Annotated in this window: 13 protein-coding genes; 6 read left to right on the forward strand and 7 right to left on the reverse strand. The window is 51.0% G+C overall.

The genetic code is table 11. The annotated features are described in order from the left end of the window. Positions 1–82: 82 nt before the first annotated feature. Positions 83–1,759 carry an assimilatory sulfite reductase (NADPH) hemoprotein subunit gene (gene cysI / locus ACYVJQ_RS16100; RefSeq protein ID WP_460894134.1) on the forward strand — a complete coding sequence of 559 codons (1,677 nt, stop codon included), beginning with the start codon at positions 83–85 and terminating at the stop codon, positions 1,757–1,759. A 145-nt stretch (positions 1,760–1,904) separates the two neighbouring features. Then, positions 1,905–3,401 (forward strand): TSUP family transporter, encoded by a 1,497-nt coding sequence (locus ACYVJQ_RS16105; RefSeq protein ID WP_460894135.1) that lies wholly within the window; start codon positions 1,905–1,907, stop codon positions 3,399–3,401. A gap of 179 nt (positions 3,402–3,580) precedes the next feature. On the opposite strand, the gene ACYVJQ_RS16110 is transcribed toward ACYVJQ_RS16105, so the two are convergent. Continuing rightward, positions 3,581–4,636: a homoserine O-acetyltransferase family protein gene (locus ACYVJQ_RS16110; protein ID WP_460894136.1), complete on the reverse strand. Its 1,056-nt coding sequence runs from the start codon at positions 4,634–4,636 to the stop codon at positions 3,581–3,583. A gap of 56 nt (positions 4,637–4,692) precedes the next feature. Between ACYVJQ_RS16110 and ACYVJQ_RS16115 the strand changes: the two genes are divergently transcribed. After that, a complete protein-coding gene (locus ACYVJQ_RS16115) occupies positions 4,693–5,115 on the forward strand; it encodes an OsmC family protein (protein WP_460894137.1) in 423 nt (140 codons plus the stop codon). A gap of 338 nt (positions 5,116–5,453) precedes the next feature. After that, positions 5,454–6,623 carry an O-succinylhomoserine sulfhydrylase gene (locus ACYVJQ_RS16120; protein WP_460894138.1) on the forward strand — a complete coding sequence of 390 codons (1,170 nt, stop codon included), beginning with the start codon at positions 5,454–5,456 and terminating at the stop codon, positions 6,621–6,623. 374 nt (positions 6,624–6,997) lie between these two features. Here the strand turns inward: ACYVJQ_RS16120 and ACYVJQ_RS16125 are convergent, their stop codons facing one another. The 3 genes from ACYVJQ_RS16125 to ACYVJQ_RS16135 form a co-directional block, all read right to left on the reverse strand. Beyond that, positions 6,998–7,534: a pyridoxamine 5'-phosphate oxidase family protein gene (locus ACYVJQ_RS16125; RefSeq protein ID WP_460894139.1), complete on the reverse strand. Its 537-nt coding sequence runs from the start codon at positions 7,532–7,534 to the stop codon at positions 6,998–7,000. Positions 7,535–7,714: 180 nt separating this feature from the next. Next, positions 7,715–8,626 (reverse strand): polysaccharide deacetylase family protein, encoded by a 912-nt coding sequence (locus ACYVJQ_RS16130; RefSeq protein ID WP_460894140.1) that lies wholly within the window; start codon positions 8,624–8,626, stop codon positions 7,715–7,717. A gap of 287 nt (positions 8,627–8,913) precedes the next feature. After that, positions 8,914–9,105, reverse strand: a complete 192-nt coding sequence (locus tag ACYVJQ_RS16135; RefSeq protein WP_460894141.1) for a cold-shock protein — start codon at positions 9,103–9,105, stop codon at positions 8,914–8,916. A 297-nt stretch (positions 9,106–9,402) separates the two neighbouring features. On the opposite strand from ACYVJQ_RS16135, the gene ACYVJQ_RS16140 reads away from it, so the two are divergent. After that, positions 9,403–10,476: an oxidoreductase gene (locus tag ACYVJQ_RS16140; protein ID WP_460894142.1), complete on the forward strand. Its 1,074-nt coding sequence runs from the start codon at positions 9,403–9,405 to the stop codon at positions 10,474–10,476. Between the two features lie 367 nt (positions 10,477–10,843). Here ACYVJQ_RS16140 and ACYVJQ_RS16145 read toward each other — a convergent pair whose 3' ends face one another. Beyond that, the gene (locus ACYVJQ_RS16145) at positions 10,844–11,788 is read right to left on the reverse strand and encodes an SDR family oxidoreductase (RefSeq protein WP_460894143.1); all 945 of its coding nucleotides are present in this window, start codon (positions 11,786–11,788) and stop codon (positions 10,844–10,846) included. A gap of 377 nt (positions 11,789–12,165) precedes the next feature. Then, positions 12,166–13,965, reverse strand: coding sequence for a translational GTPase TypA (gene typA, locus ACYVJQ_RS16150; protein ID WP_460894144.1), 1,800 nt, complete (start codon positions 13,963–13,965; stop codon positions 12,166–12,168). Between the two features lie 247 nt (positions 13,966–14,212). Here typA and msrB point away from each other — a divergent pair, with 247 nt between their 5' ends. Further along, positions 14,213–14,752, forward strand: coding sequence for a peptide-methionine (R)-S-oxide reductase MsrB (gene msrB / locus ACYVJQ_RS16155; protein WP_460894145.1), 540 nt, complete (start codon positions 14,213–14,215; stop codon positions 14,750–14,752). Positions 14,753–15,356: 604 nt separating this feature from the next. On the opposite strand, the gene ACYVJQ_RS16160 is transcribed toward msrB, so the two are convergent. Then, a complete protein-coding gene (locus ACYVJQ_RS16160; protein ID WP_460894146.1) occupies positions 15,357–16,316 on the reverse strand; it encodes a PorP/SprF family type IX secretion system membrane protein in 960 nt (319 codons plus the stop codon). Between the last annotated feature and the right edge of the window lie 29 nt (positions 16,317–16,345).

Genomic DNA, 16,345 nt, shown 5'->3' on the forward strand with positions numbered 1-16,345 from the left:
TTTTCTGAAAACAGGCCTAAAACAGCCAACAGAAATAACCGCAGGAGGCTTGCTTTCTGCCTAATATAAAGACCGTTTTACCATGTCAATTGATAAAAAGAATCTGTCGCCTATTGAGCGTATCAAAGAGGAAAGCGACGGTTTAAGAGGTACCCTCAATCAAAGCTTGCTGGATGAAATCACGGGCGCCATCAGGGAAGATGACCAGGCGCTGGTGAAATTCCACGGTATGTACCAGCAGGATGACCGCGACCGCCGCGAGGAACGCGCCGCCAAGAAACTGGACCGCCTGTATTCCTTCATGATCAGGTTGCGCCTGCCGGGTGGTTTCCTAACCCCGGAGCAGTGGGTAGCCACCCACCATATTGCTGGCGAAAACTCAACAGGCGTCATCAAAATCACCACCCGCCAGACCATTCAGCTGCACGGCATTGTGAAGTCGCGCACCCGGCCCACGCACAAGGCCTTTAACGCGGTGGGGCTAGACTCCATTGCGGCCTGCGGCGATGTGAACCGGAACGTGGTGGCGACGGCCCACCCGCTGGAGTCTCCGCTACATGCGCAAGTGCACCAGTACGCTGATCGCATAAGTGAGTATCTGTTGCCCAAGACCCGAGGCTACTATGAGGTATGGCTGGAAGACGAGAAAATCATAGACAAGAAAGAGGAGGAAGACCCGCTGTACCAGGACCGCTACCTGCCCCGCAAGTTCAAGATTGGTCTGGCCATTCCGCCTAACAATGACGCCGATGTGTTTGCCCAGGACCTAGGGCTTATTGCCATTATTGAGAATGAGGAATTACTGGGCTTTAACATTGCCGTTGGCGGCGGTCTGTCTTCTACCCATGGCAACCCAGATACCTACCCAAGGCTGGCCTCGGTGCTTGGTTTTGTGAGTACCCAGGAGTCTGATGAGAAGCTGTTCAAGGCCGTGTATGAAGTCTTGACCGTGCAGCGTGATTTTGGCGATCGCTCAGACCGCAAGAAAGCCCGCGTGAAATACACCATTGACCGCATGGGCGTAGACGGCTTCCGGAAAGAGTTGGAAAGCCGCATCGGGTTTGACCTGGAGCCAGCAAGACCCTATGCCTTCAAGAGCCGCGTAGACCATTACGGTTGGAAGCAGAACGACAAAGGCTTGTGGTACTACACCGTGTTTGTGGAGAACGGACGCGTGGTAGATGAGGGAAATGCGGCCTTGAAATCTGCCTTTCTGGAGGTAGCCGAAACCGGGAAGGCCAACTTCAGGTTTACCTGTAACCAGAACGTGATCCTGAGTGACATCACCCCTGAAGACAAAGCCCTTATTGACCAGATTCTGGTAAAATACAACCTAGTGCTGCACACCGAGGGAGCCTCTTTGCTCAGGAAGAACGCTATGGCCTGCGTGGCCCTGCCTACCTGTCCTCTGGCCCTGGCAGAGGCACAGCGCTACCTGCCGCACCTCATTACCAAAATAGACGAACTGCTGGTGAAACACACCCTGCAGGATGAGGAGATTATTGTCAGGATGACCGGTTGCCCCAACGGCTGCGCGCGGTCCTATATGGCCGAGATCGGGTTTGTAGGCACCGCGCCTGGCCGCTACAACCTGCAGTTGGGCGCAGACGCGCAAGGGGAACGCCTCAACAAAATCTACCGCGAGAACGTGGATGAAACCGCCATTCTGCAAGAGCTAGACCAAGTGTTTGCCACCTTCAAACAGGAGCGCATTCCCGGTGAGCGTTTCAGCGAGTTCGCCAATCGGAAGTTAGTGTAGGCGCGGCAAGTTTCCGTTTTGGGCCTGTTTTTTAGAAAATGGGCCCAAAACGGAAATCTGCTTAGCAGCATTAAACTCCTTATTACTTATTTCATGCTAAAGTTGTACTTTAGTAGTATTCAGACTTCTCCACTAACCATCACCTATGGCCACTACCACTGTGAAAGAGCAAAATGAGTTGTTCCCGGTTTTCCTGAAACTGGAGCACCTGACCGTGCTGGTGGTGGGCGGAGGCTACGTGGGCACCGAGAAACTGACGGCATTGCTGCAGAATTCGCCCAGGGCCACCATTAAAGTAGTGGCCATTCAGTTCAGTGAAGAGGTACTGCAACTGGCCCTGGAGAATGAAAACATCACGCTGGTGGCCAAACCGTTCACCCCAGAAGACGTGGCTGGCGCCGATCTGGTGATTGTGGGCATCAATGACCGTCAGGCCAGCCGTGAGATCAGCCTGGAAGCCAAACGCCAGGGCAAACTGGTGAACGTAGCCGACCAGCCGGAACTGTGTGATTTCTACCTAAGCTCAGTGGTGCGCAAAGGCAGCCTCAAGATTGCCATCTCTACCAACGGAAAATCGCCCACGCTGGCCAAACGCCTGAAGGAAACCTTCCATGACGCCTTGCCTGAGGAACTGGACCAGGTACTGGACAACCTGCAACTCATCCGGAACCGCCTCAAAGGAGATTTCTCTGCCAAGGTGACCCAACTCAACGACATCACCAAAGTGCTGGCTACACAACCACCTGCTGTTCAAAAAAGACAGAACAAGGTTGGCTGGCTCCAGAAAGTTGGCTTTGGCGGTTTGTTTGCGTTGCTCTTTACCACGCTGGGGCTGGTGCTTTCGCCCTACCTTTCGTTGCAGGAGATAGGAACCTTTGCCACCTCTATTGACCCGCTATTTTACTGGATGATTGTGGCCGGCTTTGTGGCGCAGTTGGTAGACGGGGCCTTAGGCATGGGCTATGGCGTTACGTGTACCACCATTTTAATGTCGTTGGGGGTGAACCTACCTGCCATTAGTGGAAGTATTCATACCGCTGAGGTTTTCTCCAGCGGGGCCTCGGGCTACAGCCATTACAAGTTCGGGAACGTCAATAAAAAATTGTTCAAGGTGCTGTTGATACCGGGCGTGATTGGCGCCGTTTTAGGGGCCCTGTTACTGTCTTGGGTGGGGGAGGAGTACGCCGGGTACGTTCGGCCGGTGTTGGCCACCTATACTTTGATTCTGGGCGCCAGAATTCTCTATACCGCTTTCAGGAAAACGAAGGAACGCAAGAAAATAAAGAAAGCAGGACTACTGGCTGGTGCCGGTGGTTTTCTTGATTCGTTTGGAGGCGGAGGCTGGGGTCCGCTGGTGACCAGTACGCTAATTTCAAAGGGCCGTTCTCCACGTTTTGTGATTGGCTCAGTGAGCATCACGGAGTTCTTTGTGGCCCTGGCCAGTTCCTTGACGTTCTTTGCCATGCTGGGCCTGGAGCACCTGTCTATTATTCTGGGCTTGATTCTGGGCGGGGTCATAGCGGCTCCTATCGCTGCCCGTCTGGCCGGAAAACTGCCCCTCAAAACCATGTTCATTGCCGTAGGCTCCCTGGTCATTATCTGGAGCCTGAGAATCCTGCTGAAAGCGGTGGGCGTGTTTTAAGCCTGTTTTCGGGAAAACGGGCTTAAAACAGAAGTATGCCTCTTTGTCGTAGGGACAGGGCTCGACCTGTCCGCACGCAATGACTTATTTTGCTGGTTTTTTCTCCTGCGTAAACATCCCCCTACCCCCTTCATATGGGGAGTCCGTGGCGAAGATATTCTGTCTGGAATCTTGCTTAACTACACCTGCTGCATGGCTCCAGAAACGGTGTCCTGCTTTTCCACTTCGGCTAGCCAGTTGGAGAAATGATGGGAGATCTTTTCGCCCTCAATAATGAACCCATCATGGCCATAATTGGAGTCAATCTCTACATACGTGGCATAAGGCAGGTGGCGGGCCATGAACTGCTGTTGCTGTACGGGGCATAGAATATCACTGCTAATGCCAATAATCAAGGTCTTCTGCATTATGCCGGCCAGCACAGTCTCTAAACGGCCGCCGCGCCCGCGCGAAATATTGTGACTGTCCAGGGACTTAGTCAGAAACCAGTAGCTGTAGGCGTTGAAGCGGGCCACCAGTTTATCGCCTTGGTAGTTCAGGTACGAAGAAACGCGATAGTTATCCAGCTTTTCAGAGTCGTCGTCGGTTTGGTTCTGGGCCAGAATTTGGTAGTTGCGGTACGTAAGTATACCCAGGGCGCGGGCCGCTTTCAGGCCTTTGCTTCCGGCGGCAGGGGTAGACTGGCCCCAGGTGCCATCGGCTTCTAGCATCAGGCGCTGGGTGGTGTGAATACCAATGCCCCAAGTGCTTTCGGCGGCAGAGGTAGCCAACAGGAAGAGGTTCTCTGTCACATCAGGTTCGGTCAAGGCCCATTCCAGCACCTGATAGCCGCCACAACTGCCACCAGCCAGAATATGGATTTTCTCCAGCCCCAAATGTTCGCGCAACAAGGTATGCGCTTTCACCATGTCTCTGATGGTTATCTGCGGGAAGGTATGGTAATAAGGCTGCTGTGTCTCAGGGTTTATGCTCAAAGGGCCGGTGGTGCCGTAACAGGAGCCCAGAATGTTGGCGCAGACAATGAAGTGCTCAGTAGGGTTAATGACTTTATTTTCGCCCACAATCCCGTCCCACCAGTCCATTGGGTTTGAATTAGCGGTAAGGGCATGGCAAATCCAGACCACATTGCTTTTCTTTGCGTTGAGGGTACCAAAGGTATGGTAAGCGATGGTGAGTGCTGGAAGCGTTTGCCCGCCTTCTAATTCAAAAGGCTGGTTGTGTTGAAAATAATTCATGTAGTACCTTTAACTCTTACAAAGTAAAGACCTACAGGTGTAAAACCGTAATAAATATGATAAGAATTGAGATGAATCGGGTAGCCGGCGATTATGGTTTTGAAGCCAAAGACGCGAACGGCCATGTAATTGGCACTGACACCAGCTCGGAAGGCGGCGGCCAGAACTTCGGCGTACGCCCCATGCAGATGCTCCTGATGGCCCTGGGCGGTTGCAGCGGTATAGACGTAGCCATGATCCTGAAAAAGCAGCGGCAGGCCCTAACCGGCTTTAAAATGGATATCTCCGGTGAGCGCGAAGCCGGCAAAGAACCGTCGCTCTGGAAAACCGTGCACGTGGTCTTTGACCTGCAGGGCGACATTGACCAAACCAAAGCCGAACGCGCCTGCGAACTCTCCATGGAAAAATACTGCTCGGTGGCAGAAACCCTAAGAAGAGCCGGGGCCGAGATTACCTGGGAAGTACGCGTTACTGCGTAACGAATTCTGAGTCTTGAGTTCTGAGTTGGGGAAGATAAAAAAGCGTTTTGAGCCCGATTTAAGAAATACGGGCTCAAAACGCTGAAGCATAGCGGCGTTTATTATGGTTACACTGCTACCTTTACCGGCTGCCCTAGAAACGCTTTATCGCTCGTTCAAAAGACTCCGTAGCGTCCGGAGGACCTGCGAGCGTCTGTGCCAAATACTTCAGCAACGCAACTACCAGCCAGTGTAAACATCCCTCCTCGCCCCCTTCAAAGGGGGAGTATCTTCTTTTGTAAGGTGTTGCTACCTTTTGATAGCACATCAGCACATTAAACAATTAGCACATTACCCAAATGGAATACCACCCACTTACCCAGGCCATTAGAATACAAACCGAGCGAACCAATGAAATGGAGCACTCTACGCCTATGTTCCTGACCAGCAGCTTTATGTTTGACAACGCTGAAGAGATGCGGGCCGCCTTCGCCGATGAGTCTGATGACAACATTTACAGCCGGTTCAGTAACCCTACGGTGCAGGAGTTTACAGACAAGATGTGCGTGCTGGAAGGGGCAGAAGCAGGGCATTCTACGGCTTCTGGCATGAGTGCGGTGTTTGCCTCGTTTATGGCCCTGCTAAACGCCGGCGATCATTTACTGGCCTGCAATTCTATCTTCGGGAGCACGCATACCATCATCACCAAGTACCTGCCCAAGTACGGCATTGAGTATAGCTATGTGAGCGCAGACAACCCCGAGGAGTGGGAAGCCGCCATCAGGCCCAATACCAAAATGCTCTACATTGAGACGCCCACCAATCCCGGCCTGGATATTCTTGACCTGGAGGTGATAGGCAAGCTCACCAAAAAGCACAACATCATCCTGAACGTAGACAACTGCTTTGCCACGCCCGTAAACCAGCGGCCCATAGAATTTGGCGCTGATCTGGTGGTGCACTCAGCTACCAAGTGGATTGACGGACAGGGCCGGGTGTTAGGCGGTGTGGTAGTAGGCAAGAAAGAGTTGATTAAGGAGATTTTCCTGTTCTGCCGCAGTTCAGGCCCGGCCTTGTCGCCGTTCAATGCCTGGGTGCTGAGCAAGAGCCTGGAGACGCTGGATGTACGCATGGAGCGCCACGCTTCCAATGCCTTGTCCATTGCTACCAAGTTGGAAGGTCATCCCAAACTGGCCAGCGTGAAATATCCGTTCCTGCCCTCGCACCCCAAAATGGAAATTGCCAGAAAGCAGATGAAAAACGGCGGTGGTCTGTTCTGCTTTGAGCTGAAAGGCGGGCTGGAAAGCGGACGTAAATTCCTGGACAGCCTGAAACTGATGTCCCTCACCGCCAACCTGGGCGACACCCGCAGCATAGCCTCACACCCCGCCAGCACCACCCACGCCAAACTTACGGAACAGGAACGCCAGGCCGTAGGCATCACGCCCGGGTTGATCAGGATATCAGTGGGTCTGGAGTATGTAGATGATATCCTGAATGATATTCTGCAGGCGCTGGAACAGTGCTAGTTATTGGTTGTTCGTTTTCAGTTGTTAGTTCTCAGTTCTTGCCGGTAGGCTTTCAGTAGTAAAGGAATAATCTGGCGCATGTGTAGGCATGTATCAATAGGTTACAGACCCTCTTTTGTCATCCTGAAAGGATCTTGGTAGCGGACGGTGATGGCATTGAATACACGCTGCTGCCGTTCGCCCACAAGGTCCTTTCAGGATGACAGAGAGAGAATAGAGCATCAGGAAGGTGGGTAGATGCCAGCGGACGGTTGCTGCATAGAGAGTTACCTTAATTACAGAGGAGCGCCTGTTTTGGGCCTGTTTTCACAGAAACAGGCCCAAAACAGGCGCTCCCTTTTGTGTTGCACCGTAACTTACTTCTTAGGAATTTCTTACGGTTTGAGGTTTCCTTCAATAGAATCATCCAGGGTGACACCAATGGCGGCGCCCACGGCCTGCTTCGCGAACGCGATGGCATTGCCATGTTTGTTGTCCCAGTAATAGCCCCCGGATGGCACTACCTTGAGCACGGTGATTCTGGGATCATCCATGCCTTCGGTGAACCAGGTTTTAAGCATGGGGTTCCAGAGCTCCTTGATCATGGCTTTGTCTTTGCTCACCTCGGCGGTGCCGTGCACCGTTAAAAAGTCTGAGTATTTTGAACCTTGGAACATCAATTGCACGAACGGGTCGCGCTGCAGTTCTTCCACCTTATGTGAGTCATCTGAAGTCAGGAACCAGAAATTGCCGGCCTCGTCGGCTTTCAAGACTGCCATGGGTCGGGTATGGACGGGCTGGCCGGTGGTAATGCTGGTGCAGAAAAAACAGCTTTCGGCGCTCTTGGCCAGTTCCTTCATTTTGCGGGCGGCTTCTGGGCCCTGCAGGTCTTTTAGGTTATCCTCGGGTTGTTCACGGTTTATACTATCCATCGTTTTCTCGTTTATCTGTTTAGAAAGATGTACTCGTTTTGGCCGGACTCGGTTTTCTTTCTTGCTAAGACGTTTGCTTTCAATTAGAAAACAGAAACCCGTTTCCAGCCTGATTTTGAGAAAACAGGCTGGAAACGGGTTTGTTTTGAGCAGGAATAAATTCCCAGGCTTTTGGCTTACCTAAAAGCTATTCTTGATGCTGTTGTGCAGGCCTTTGGTGCTCCAGTAGCCGCTGGCAATAATTCTTCTAATGGTGTACAGCGGGTCCTGCGGATCACGCTTGGTGGCCAAAATATAGGCGGCCTCAAAACCACGTTTCTTCAATTCAGGTATCGCCTCTGGGTTCCAGAGCCCAAACGGATAGGCAAAGTATTTGATGGGTTTACCGGTGATGGCTTCCAGTTGCTTGGTGGGTTTCTCAATCTGGGTTACCCAGTCCTGGCCCTGGTATTTCTTCACGTTGTGGTGGTCATAGGTGTGCGAGCCAATCACGTGCCCGGCATCAGACAGTTCTTTGATCTGCGCTTTGGTCATGTAGTTGGGCCGGCCAATGGAAACGGTCATAATGAAGAATACCCCCTTGAAACCATATTTCTCCAGCGTGGGCTTGGCCACCGTGTATTGGTCCAGCTTGGTGTCATCAAAGGTGAGCATGATGGGCTTGGAGGGTAGCGGCGTGCCTTTGGTGAGGTAGTCCTGCAACTGGTCAGGCAAGATGGTATGGTACCCGCTGTCGGCCAGCATTTTCATCTGGGCTTTGAACTCGGCTACCTTTACAATGTAGTCTTTGCCTACTTTGCCGTCGCTGGCTTTCCACTCGCGTATCTGGTGGTAGCAGAGAATGGGCACCTGCGGACGGGCCAGCACCGTGGCGGCGGTAACGGGTTTGCTGTCAGAAGCCACAGGGGCTGGTTCAGAGACCTGGGTGCTTGCCTGCGGCTCAGTTGGCGCGGCTTGGCCGGCGGTGTTCACAATAGGCGCCGCTGTGGCGGCAGTGCCAGTTTCTTTTGTAGAATCTGGGGTAGAACAAGAAGAGAACCCGATGCCAGCAGATAGCACCAGTAACGTTAACGGGATGGTAAACAGACGCATGTAAACTAATAAATAAAGAAATCAGGCCAGGGAAGAGATACACCTGAGAAGGCCTTAACCTCCTTTAAATGAAGCCCTCCTTCCATTAGGTAATCTACTGAAAGAAGCGGTAAGTTGGAAGCATTTTGGCCAGGATAGGTAAAAAATACCTTCTTTTAGAGGGCTTACCAGTAACGGATAGAATTTTTGGGAAAGTTAGTCCTCTAGCGAACCGGCCGGCAATGGGTGAAATAAAAAAGGGCCTCACCACGGTGAGGCCCTTTTAGAGAACTGATATATATTAAAACTTAGGCAAGTTTCACATTTACAGCATTCAAACCTTTGTTACCTTCTTTCAGGTCAAAAGTTACTTCATCATTTTCTCTGATTTCGTCCACTAAGTTAGATACGTGTACGAAGTACTCTTCATTGGATTCTGCGTCTTTAATGAAGCCAAAACCTTTGGAATCATTGAAGAACTTTACTTTACCGTTTTTCATTATTGTGATATTATTGTATATGCAAAGATATTGATTATCTGGAGATTTCCGCATCCTTTTGGGATATTGTTGCGCAACGGACCCTAAAAGTTTTCAAAACGGCTGAATATGAGCAGGTAGGGAATCTATATACAGGAGCAATCCCGTGGTCTTCCTTGGAACCCATCCATCACGTTTTCCAACTGGCAACAAACCCTCTTTTAGAAACACACGGCTGTGGTTGGCAGAAGAATAAGGATTTGCCGTATGTTTAGGTTATAAACAAAAGTAGGGGAATAAACCTTTAAGACAGAATATATGCGTGAGAAGGCAACAGATACGGTGAAAGTGGGGTTGATTGGCTTCGGGATGGCCGGCCGTATTTTCCATGGACCGTTTATACACATGGTCAAAGGGTTGGAATTGACCCGAATACGGGAGTCACGGGAAGAAAACATCCAGATTGCCCGCAGTCGCTACCCACAGGCGCAGATCACCGCGCAGGCAGATGATATCATGAATGACCCTGCCATTGACCTGGTGGTGGTGGCCACGCCCAACGCCTCGCATTATCCTTTGGCTAAACAGGCGCTGCTGGCAGGAAAGCACGTAGTGGTGGAGAAACCCTTCACTACCACCATCCAGGAGGCCGATGAACTGATCCAACTGGCGCGCCAGCAGCAGAAAATACTCACCGTTTACCACAACCGTCGTTGGGACAGTGATTTCAAGACCGTCCAGAAGGTAGTGAACAGCGGCATGCTGGGCAACCTGGTGGAATATAAGGCGCATTTTGACCGCTTCCGGCCGGCCCTCAAAGGCAACACCTGGAAAGAGGAAGACGCGCCCGGCTCTGGTATTGTCTTTGACCTGGGTTCGCATTTAATAGACCAGGCGCTGGTACTTTTCGGGAAACCCAATGAGATTGCGGGAGATGTCAGGATTCAGCGCCCCCAGAGCCCAGTCATTGATAAATTTGAAGCCACCCTTTATTATGACCAAGTTACCGTCACGCTGTCGGCGGGGTTGCTGGTACGCGAACTGAGCCCGCGCTACACCCTGCACGGCGACCAAGGCTCGTTCCTAAAATATGGCCTTGACGTGCAGGAAAAAGCCCTCAATGACGGCCTATTGCCTCACCTGAGCCCCGACTGGGGCGTGGAGCCGGAGAGCATCTGGGGCCACCTGAACACGGAGCACCAAGGCCTGCATATAAAGGGCAAGATTGAAAGCGAAACCGGCCACTACCGCAGCTTTTATGAAAACGTATACCAGGCTATTATAGGAGAAGCCCCGTTGGCCGTTACCCCAGAACAGGCCCGGGATGTGATCAAGGTGGTGGAATTAATAAGCCAGAGCAGTGAAGAGAAAAGAAGGGTCGCTTTTGGGTAGGGGTAATGCTAGTTGTCTCTTTATGAATTCCAGTAGCTATGACAAGTAGAACATGAAAATAGGTGAAATTGTCGATTCTGAATCGTAAAGAAAATTTGCGAGACCATGTATGCTCAGTCCTGATTTATTAACAGGCAGTTAGTCCACTATCTCATGCAGTACATGATTTTACTAAAACTCTCCTCATAGATTGTTTCTGGCCTACTTTCCAACAAAATGGTAAAAACCAGTAAGTTTAGTACAGGCGACAAAGATGTGCTTTATTAAGCGGCACTAGACTGTGATTTGAAAATTACAGAGGGAAGACTGGCTTAGCCAGTCCTCCCTCTGTTAAAGGTAAGCAAGAACTTCTCACATCTATTTCTCATCAAGGCTGCCCGCCCCCGCCAGTAGAAGCGTAAATCTGACCGGTAGCGTAGCTGGCGTCACTGGCTGCTAGCTGTACATAGATGGAGGCCAGTTCGGCAGGTTGGCCGGGGCGGCCCATGGGCGTATCACCGCCAAACTGTTTTAATTTTTCTTGGGTGGCGCCGCCGCTAACTTGTAAGGGTGTCCAAATAGGGCCGGGGGCTACGCCATTCACGCGTATGCCTTTAGCGCCTAACTGCTTGGCCAAGGAGCGCACAAAACTGGTATTGGCGGCTTTGGTCTGAGCGTAGTCAAATAAGTCGGGTGAAGGATCGGTGGCTTGCTCTGAAGAGGTAGAGATAATCACCGAGCCAGGTTTGAGGTGCGGCAGGGCTGCTTTGGTAATCCAGAAGGGCGCGTAGATGTTGGTCTTCATGGTAGAGTCAAACTGCTCTGAGGTGATGTCCAGAATAGATTCCTGGGTTTGCTGGTAGCCCGCGTTGTTGACCAGAATGTCTAGCCCGCCCAGACCTTGCACTGCTTCTTCCACCAACTTCTGGCAAAAGGCTTCTTCGCGGATGTCACCTGGAATGGCGATGGCTTTTCGGCCCTCGGCTTCTATCAAGGCTATCACTTCTTGAGCGTCTTCTTCCTCGGTGGGATAGTAGTTGATGGCCACGTCAGCGCCTTCACGAGCGTAGGCGATGGCGGCGGCCCGGCCCATGCCCGAGTCTCCGCCGGTAATCAAAGCCTTTCGTCCCTGCAACCGGCCAGAGCCTTTATAACTTTTCTCGCCATGATCTGGTACTGGGTCCATCTTGCAAGCCAAGCCCGGCCAAGGTTGCTTCTGACCTTTAAAGGGCGGCTTCGGGTATTTGTCTACGGGATTCTCCAACGCATCTGCTTGAGATGGCTTGGTATTTTCTGATGCTTTCGCTTTTGTGTCTTTTTTTTGGTCTTTCATAGTATGGGTTGCTGAAAAGCAAATAAGGCATTCAGCAGCAAGTGTTGTCTAAGAAATGTGCTTCTTCAAACTGCCGCTGCTTTGTTGAACATTGCCATAAACTATACTATTTTCACTTGGAACAGTTGCTCCTGTTAAGCATATAACCAAAAGCCGTGGCAGGTGATAAGAAATGCCTACTGAGCAAAAGAACCACTACCATGTGTGGCGAATAAAACATAAACACACCTGGGCTTGCCGTTTAATTAATAGCCACTAATGTACAGAGGCCGTTTCCGCTTTCGTTTCCTGAAAACAGGCCCAAAACTAAAATACCCATAAAAGAAGAAGCCCGACCATTTGGCCGGGCTTCTTCTTTTATCTATAAATTCAACTGCTTAGTTGTTTCCCCAGCGCTTGCGCTCGTTCTCGTCTAAGTAGATTTTACGCATTCTAATGCTCTTAGGTGTTACCTCTAGAAGTTCATCTTTCTGGATGTACTCCATGCCTTCTTCCAGGGAGAATTGTTTCTTAGGAACAATCTTCACGTTGTTGTCAGAGCCAGAGGCACGCATGTTGGTCAACTGCTTTCCTTTCTGGATGTTGACGGTCAGGTCATTCTGGCGAGAGTGCTCTCCAATTACCTGGCCCATGTACACATCTTCACCCGGATCAACGAAGAACACGCCGCGATCCTGAAGCTTGTCAATAGAGTAAGCTGTTCCTGGACCAGTTTCCATCGCGATCAAAGAACCGTTGATACGGCCTGGGATAGCGCCTTTGAAAGGCTCATAGCTCTGGAAGCGGTGGTTCATGATGGCCTCACCAGCGGTAGCGGTCAACACGTTGTTACGCAGACCAATCAAACCACGGGCAGGAATGTTGAACTCTAAGTGCTGCAAGTCGCCTTTTGGCTCCATGATGGTTAGGTCACCTTTACGCTGGGTTACCAACTCAATTACCTTACCGGCAGACTCCTCAGGAACGTCCACTACCAGGTGCTCCATTGGCTCCATTTTCTGGCCGTCTACCTCTTTGAAGATTACCTGCGGCTGGCCTACCTGGAACTCATAACCCTCACGGCGCATGGTTTCAATGAGTACAGACAAGTGAAGGATACCACGGCCGTACACTAAGAACGTATCTTCTTTATCAGTCTCGTCAACGCGCAGGGCCAGGTTTTTCTCCATCTCCTTGAACAGACGGTCACGCAAGTGACGCGATGTTACAAACTTGCCCTCTTTCCCGAAGAAAGGAGAGTTGTTGATGGTGAACAACATGTTCATGGTTGGCTCATCAATCGCGATGCGCTCCAACGGCTCTGGGTTCTCAAAGTCTGCCAGGGTATCGCCAATTTCAAAGCCTTCAATACCGGTCACGGCGCAAATCTCGCCGGCAGATACAGACTCTACTTTTACTTTACCAAGGCCTTCAAACACCTGAAGTTCTTTGATCTTTACTTTCTTGATAGAACCGTCACGCTTGCAAAGGCTCATGTTGGCGCCCTCTTGCAAAGTGCCACGTTTCACGCGCCCAATGGCAATACGACCCACAAAGGAAGAATAGTCCAAAGAAGTGATCTGCATTTGCGGCGTTCCTTGCTCAGAAGGGGCCGGAGGGATCACTTCAATGATGGCATCCAGAAGAGGAGTGATGTTGTCAGTAGGCTTCTGGTAGTCTGTGCTCATCCAGCCTTGCTTGCTGGAACCGTACAGGGTCACGAAATCCAACTGGTCCTCAGTGGCGTCCAGGTTGAACATCAGGTCGAAGACCATCTCGTGTACTTCGTCCGGACGGCAGTTCTCTTTGTCTACCTTGTTTACTACCACAATTGGCTTCAGGCCTAACTGGATAGCTTTGCCCAGCACGAAACGGGTCTGCGGCATGGGACCTTCAAAGGCATCCACGAGCAGGATAACACCGTCGGCCATTTTCAGAACGCGCTCTACCTCACCTCCAAAGTCGGCGTGACCAGGCGTGTCAATGATGTTAATTTTAACACCGTTGTAACGCACAGATACGTTCTTGGAAACGATAGTGATACCGCGCTCCCGCTCCAGGTCATTGTTGTCCAGGATCAGGTCGTCGAAGTGTTGGTGGGCGTCAAAAATTTTTGAGGCGTGGATGATTTTGTCTACCAGCGTGGTCTTACCGTGGTCCACGTGGGCAATAATCGCGATGTTGCGGATACTTTGCATTCAGAGGTTGTTTTCAGCCCGCAAAGGTATGGGATTTCCGGGGCTTTTTTATACTTTTTGTTAAAAAAGGCCATCCATCCAATAACTTACAGGTTATTTAGTTGTTACAGGAAACAGGGAACCCCCTTCCTAAGTTCCTGAACGGTCTGCTTTTGGGCCGGTAGAAAAGCGCAGGCGCCACATCCGGTAAAGAAGCGGGTTCGTACGTTACTAATAGAAAGTCCTATTGTCTATATTTTAGAAGTCTATGAAACCTAGTATAATTTTTTCCATGTTCGCTTTTGCCTGGCTTTTAGCCGGGTGCGCCAAAACAGACCCCTCCCGCACCACAGCCTCCTCGGGCCAACAGCCCCTTACTGCCCAACAGACCCAGAACCTGAACCGCACCGATCTGCTGGACACCTTGCCCAAGTCTGATGAAGAGTGGAAAAAGATCCTGACCTCTGAGCAGTACTATGTGTTGCGCGAAAAAGGCACCGAGCGCGCCTTCAGCGGCCCTCTGAACAATAACAAGCAGAAAGGCATCTACTCCTGCGCTGCCTGCGGAAACCCTATGTTCAGCTCAGACACCAAGTTTGACTCCGGGACCGGCTGGCCTAGTTTCTATAAACCGCTTAACAGCGCGGCCGTGTTGGAAGAACCAGATACCACAGACGGGATGCTGCGCACCGAGGTACTCTGCGCCCGCTGTGGCGGTCACCTGGGCCACGTCTTTGATGACGGGCCCAAGCCCACTGGCCTGCGGTATTGCCTGAACTCTGCGGCCCTTAAATTCGCCAAGAGCTAAGCCGTATATGAGTTAAAGATCTCCTGCGGATTATCCTCCCACTAGGAGTTATGAAATAAGCCCGGTCTGTTTTAGGCCTGTTTTTGAGAAAACAGGCCTAAAACAGACCGGGCTTATTTTTGCACAAGGCTCAGGTTATTGTTGGGAAGCTCCACCTATAGAATAGATGGCACAGGTGCCGGCTTGGGTTCTCATGGATGGTCTTCACCTTAAAATTCATTCTTTAATACTATCCTTATTATATTATTTGTAATCCTGAAAGGACCTTGTGGGCGAACGGCAGTAACGCGTAATCCGTGCCATTACCGTTCGCTACCAAGATTCTTTCAGGATGACAAAAAGGGGAGAAAGAGAGAAAGAGAAATTAAAAGAGAGGGAATGTGGGGAAAGATAAAAAGAGTGAGAAAAAGAGAAAGTAGGGCATCTGAAATGAGACTGTCGCCAGTGTCTGCTTGCCCGAGGATTGTAGGCGAATTCCCTTTTATCTAGCATGTCAAATAAGGGACAATATAAAAGGAAACTCCCGGTGTGTTTTAAGCCTGTTTTTCTAAAAACAGGCTTAAAACACACCGGGAGTTTAGGGCACCAGTCTTAGTTCCTGAGGTTACATTTTCAGGCGGTAGCCTACCATCAGTTCATGGGAGCCGGAGCTGTAGTTGCGCATAGGAGAGACCGTGATGTCATAGGAATAAGACACCTGGTACTGGCCCAGGAACTGGCAACCCACCAAGCCTACCAAGGCATCCTGGGTGCGGTAAGAAAGTCCGGCCCACACCTGGTCATCTGCTTTGGTTTTCTTCCGCTTACTAAAGTTGTAAATGCCTTTCACGTTCAGGTCTGCCTGCAGCGGAGCAGGGCCGGCATATTTCAACAACAGGGACGGGGCCACGGTGATGTTCTTCTGCACCTCAAAATTATAGCCCCCAGACATGTACAAGTGTCTGGTTAAGCGGCTGCTCTCAGTAGTGTTCTCGGCTTCAAATATCTTGTTGCCCAGTACCTGAAACAGAGAAATACCCACATAAAACTGCTCACTGTGCAGAAAGGTGCCAATAGTCAGGTCAGGCATAAAGGAGTTGATCATGCCGGTGCTGGTGACAGGGTCAATGCCGTTAGAGTTGTCTGCCAACTGTACCTTGTTGGGGTCAAACTTGAACTGCTGGAACCCGGCAAAAACACCAGAGGAAAGAAACAGTTCGCGGCTCAAAGGCACGTGGTAGGCATAAGACGCCAACACCGCCGACCGGGTAGTAGGGCCGGTTTTGTCGGTGTAGGCGTACCCGCCGGCCCCGTGGAAGGCTTTGAGCCTTCTGCGGTTTCCACGGGACCTTTGGTGCTGGAAGAGCGCCGTTTCTCCGCTCACGTAAAAGGTCTTGGGCGCGCCCTCAAACCCTACCCACTGGTTCCGGAAGCCGGCTTTCACGTTCAGGTCCTTTTCATACCCCGCCACCGCCGGATTAAGCAGGAAATAGTTAGTCATGTACTGACTGGATATTGCCCTCTGCTGGGCCACTGCAACCGTGGCGCCAAGCAGAAAGATTAAAATAAACAGGTGCTTTTTCATATAGCTGATGATGAGTTATTAGCTAAAAA

It is taken from the genome of Rufibacter soli, from assembly GCF_054781795.1.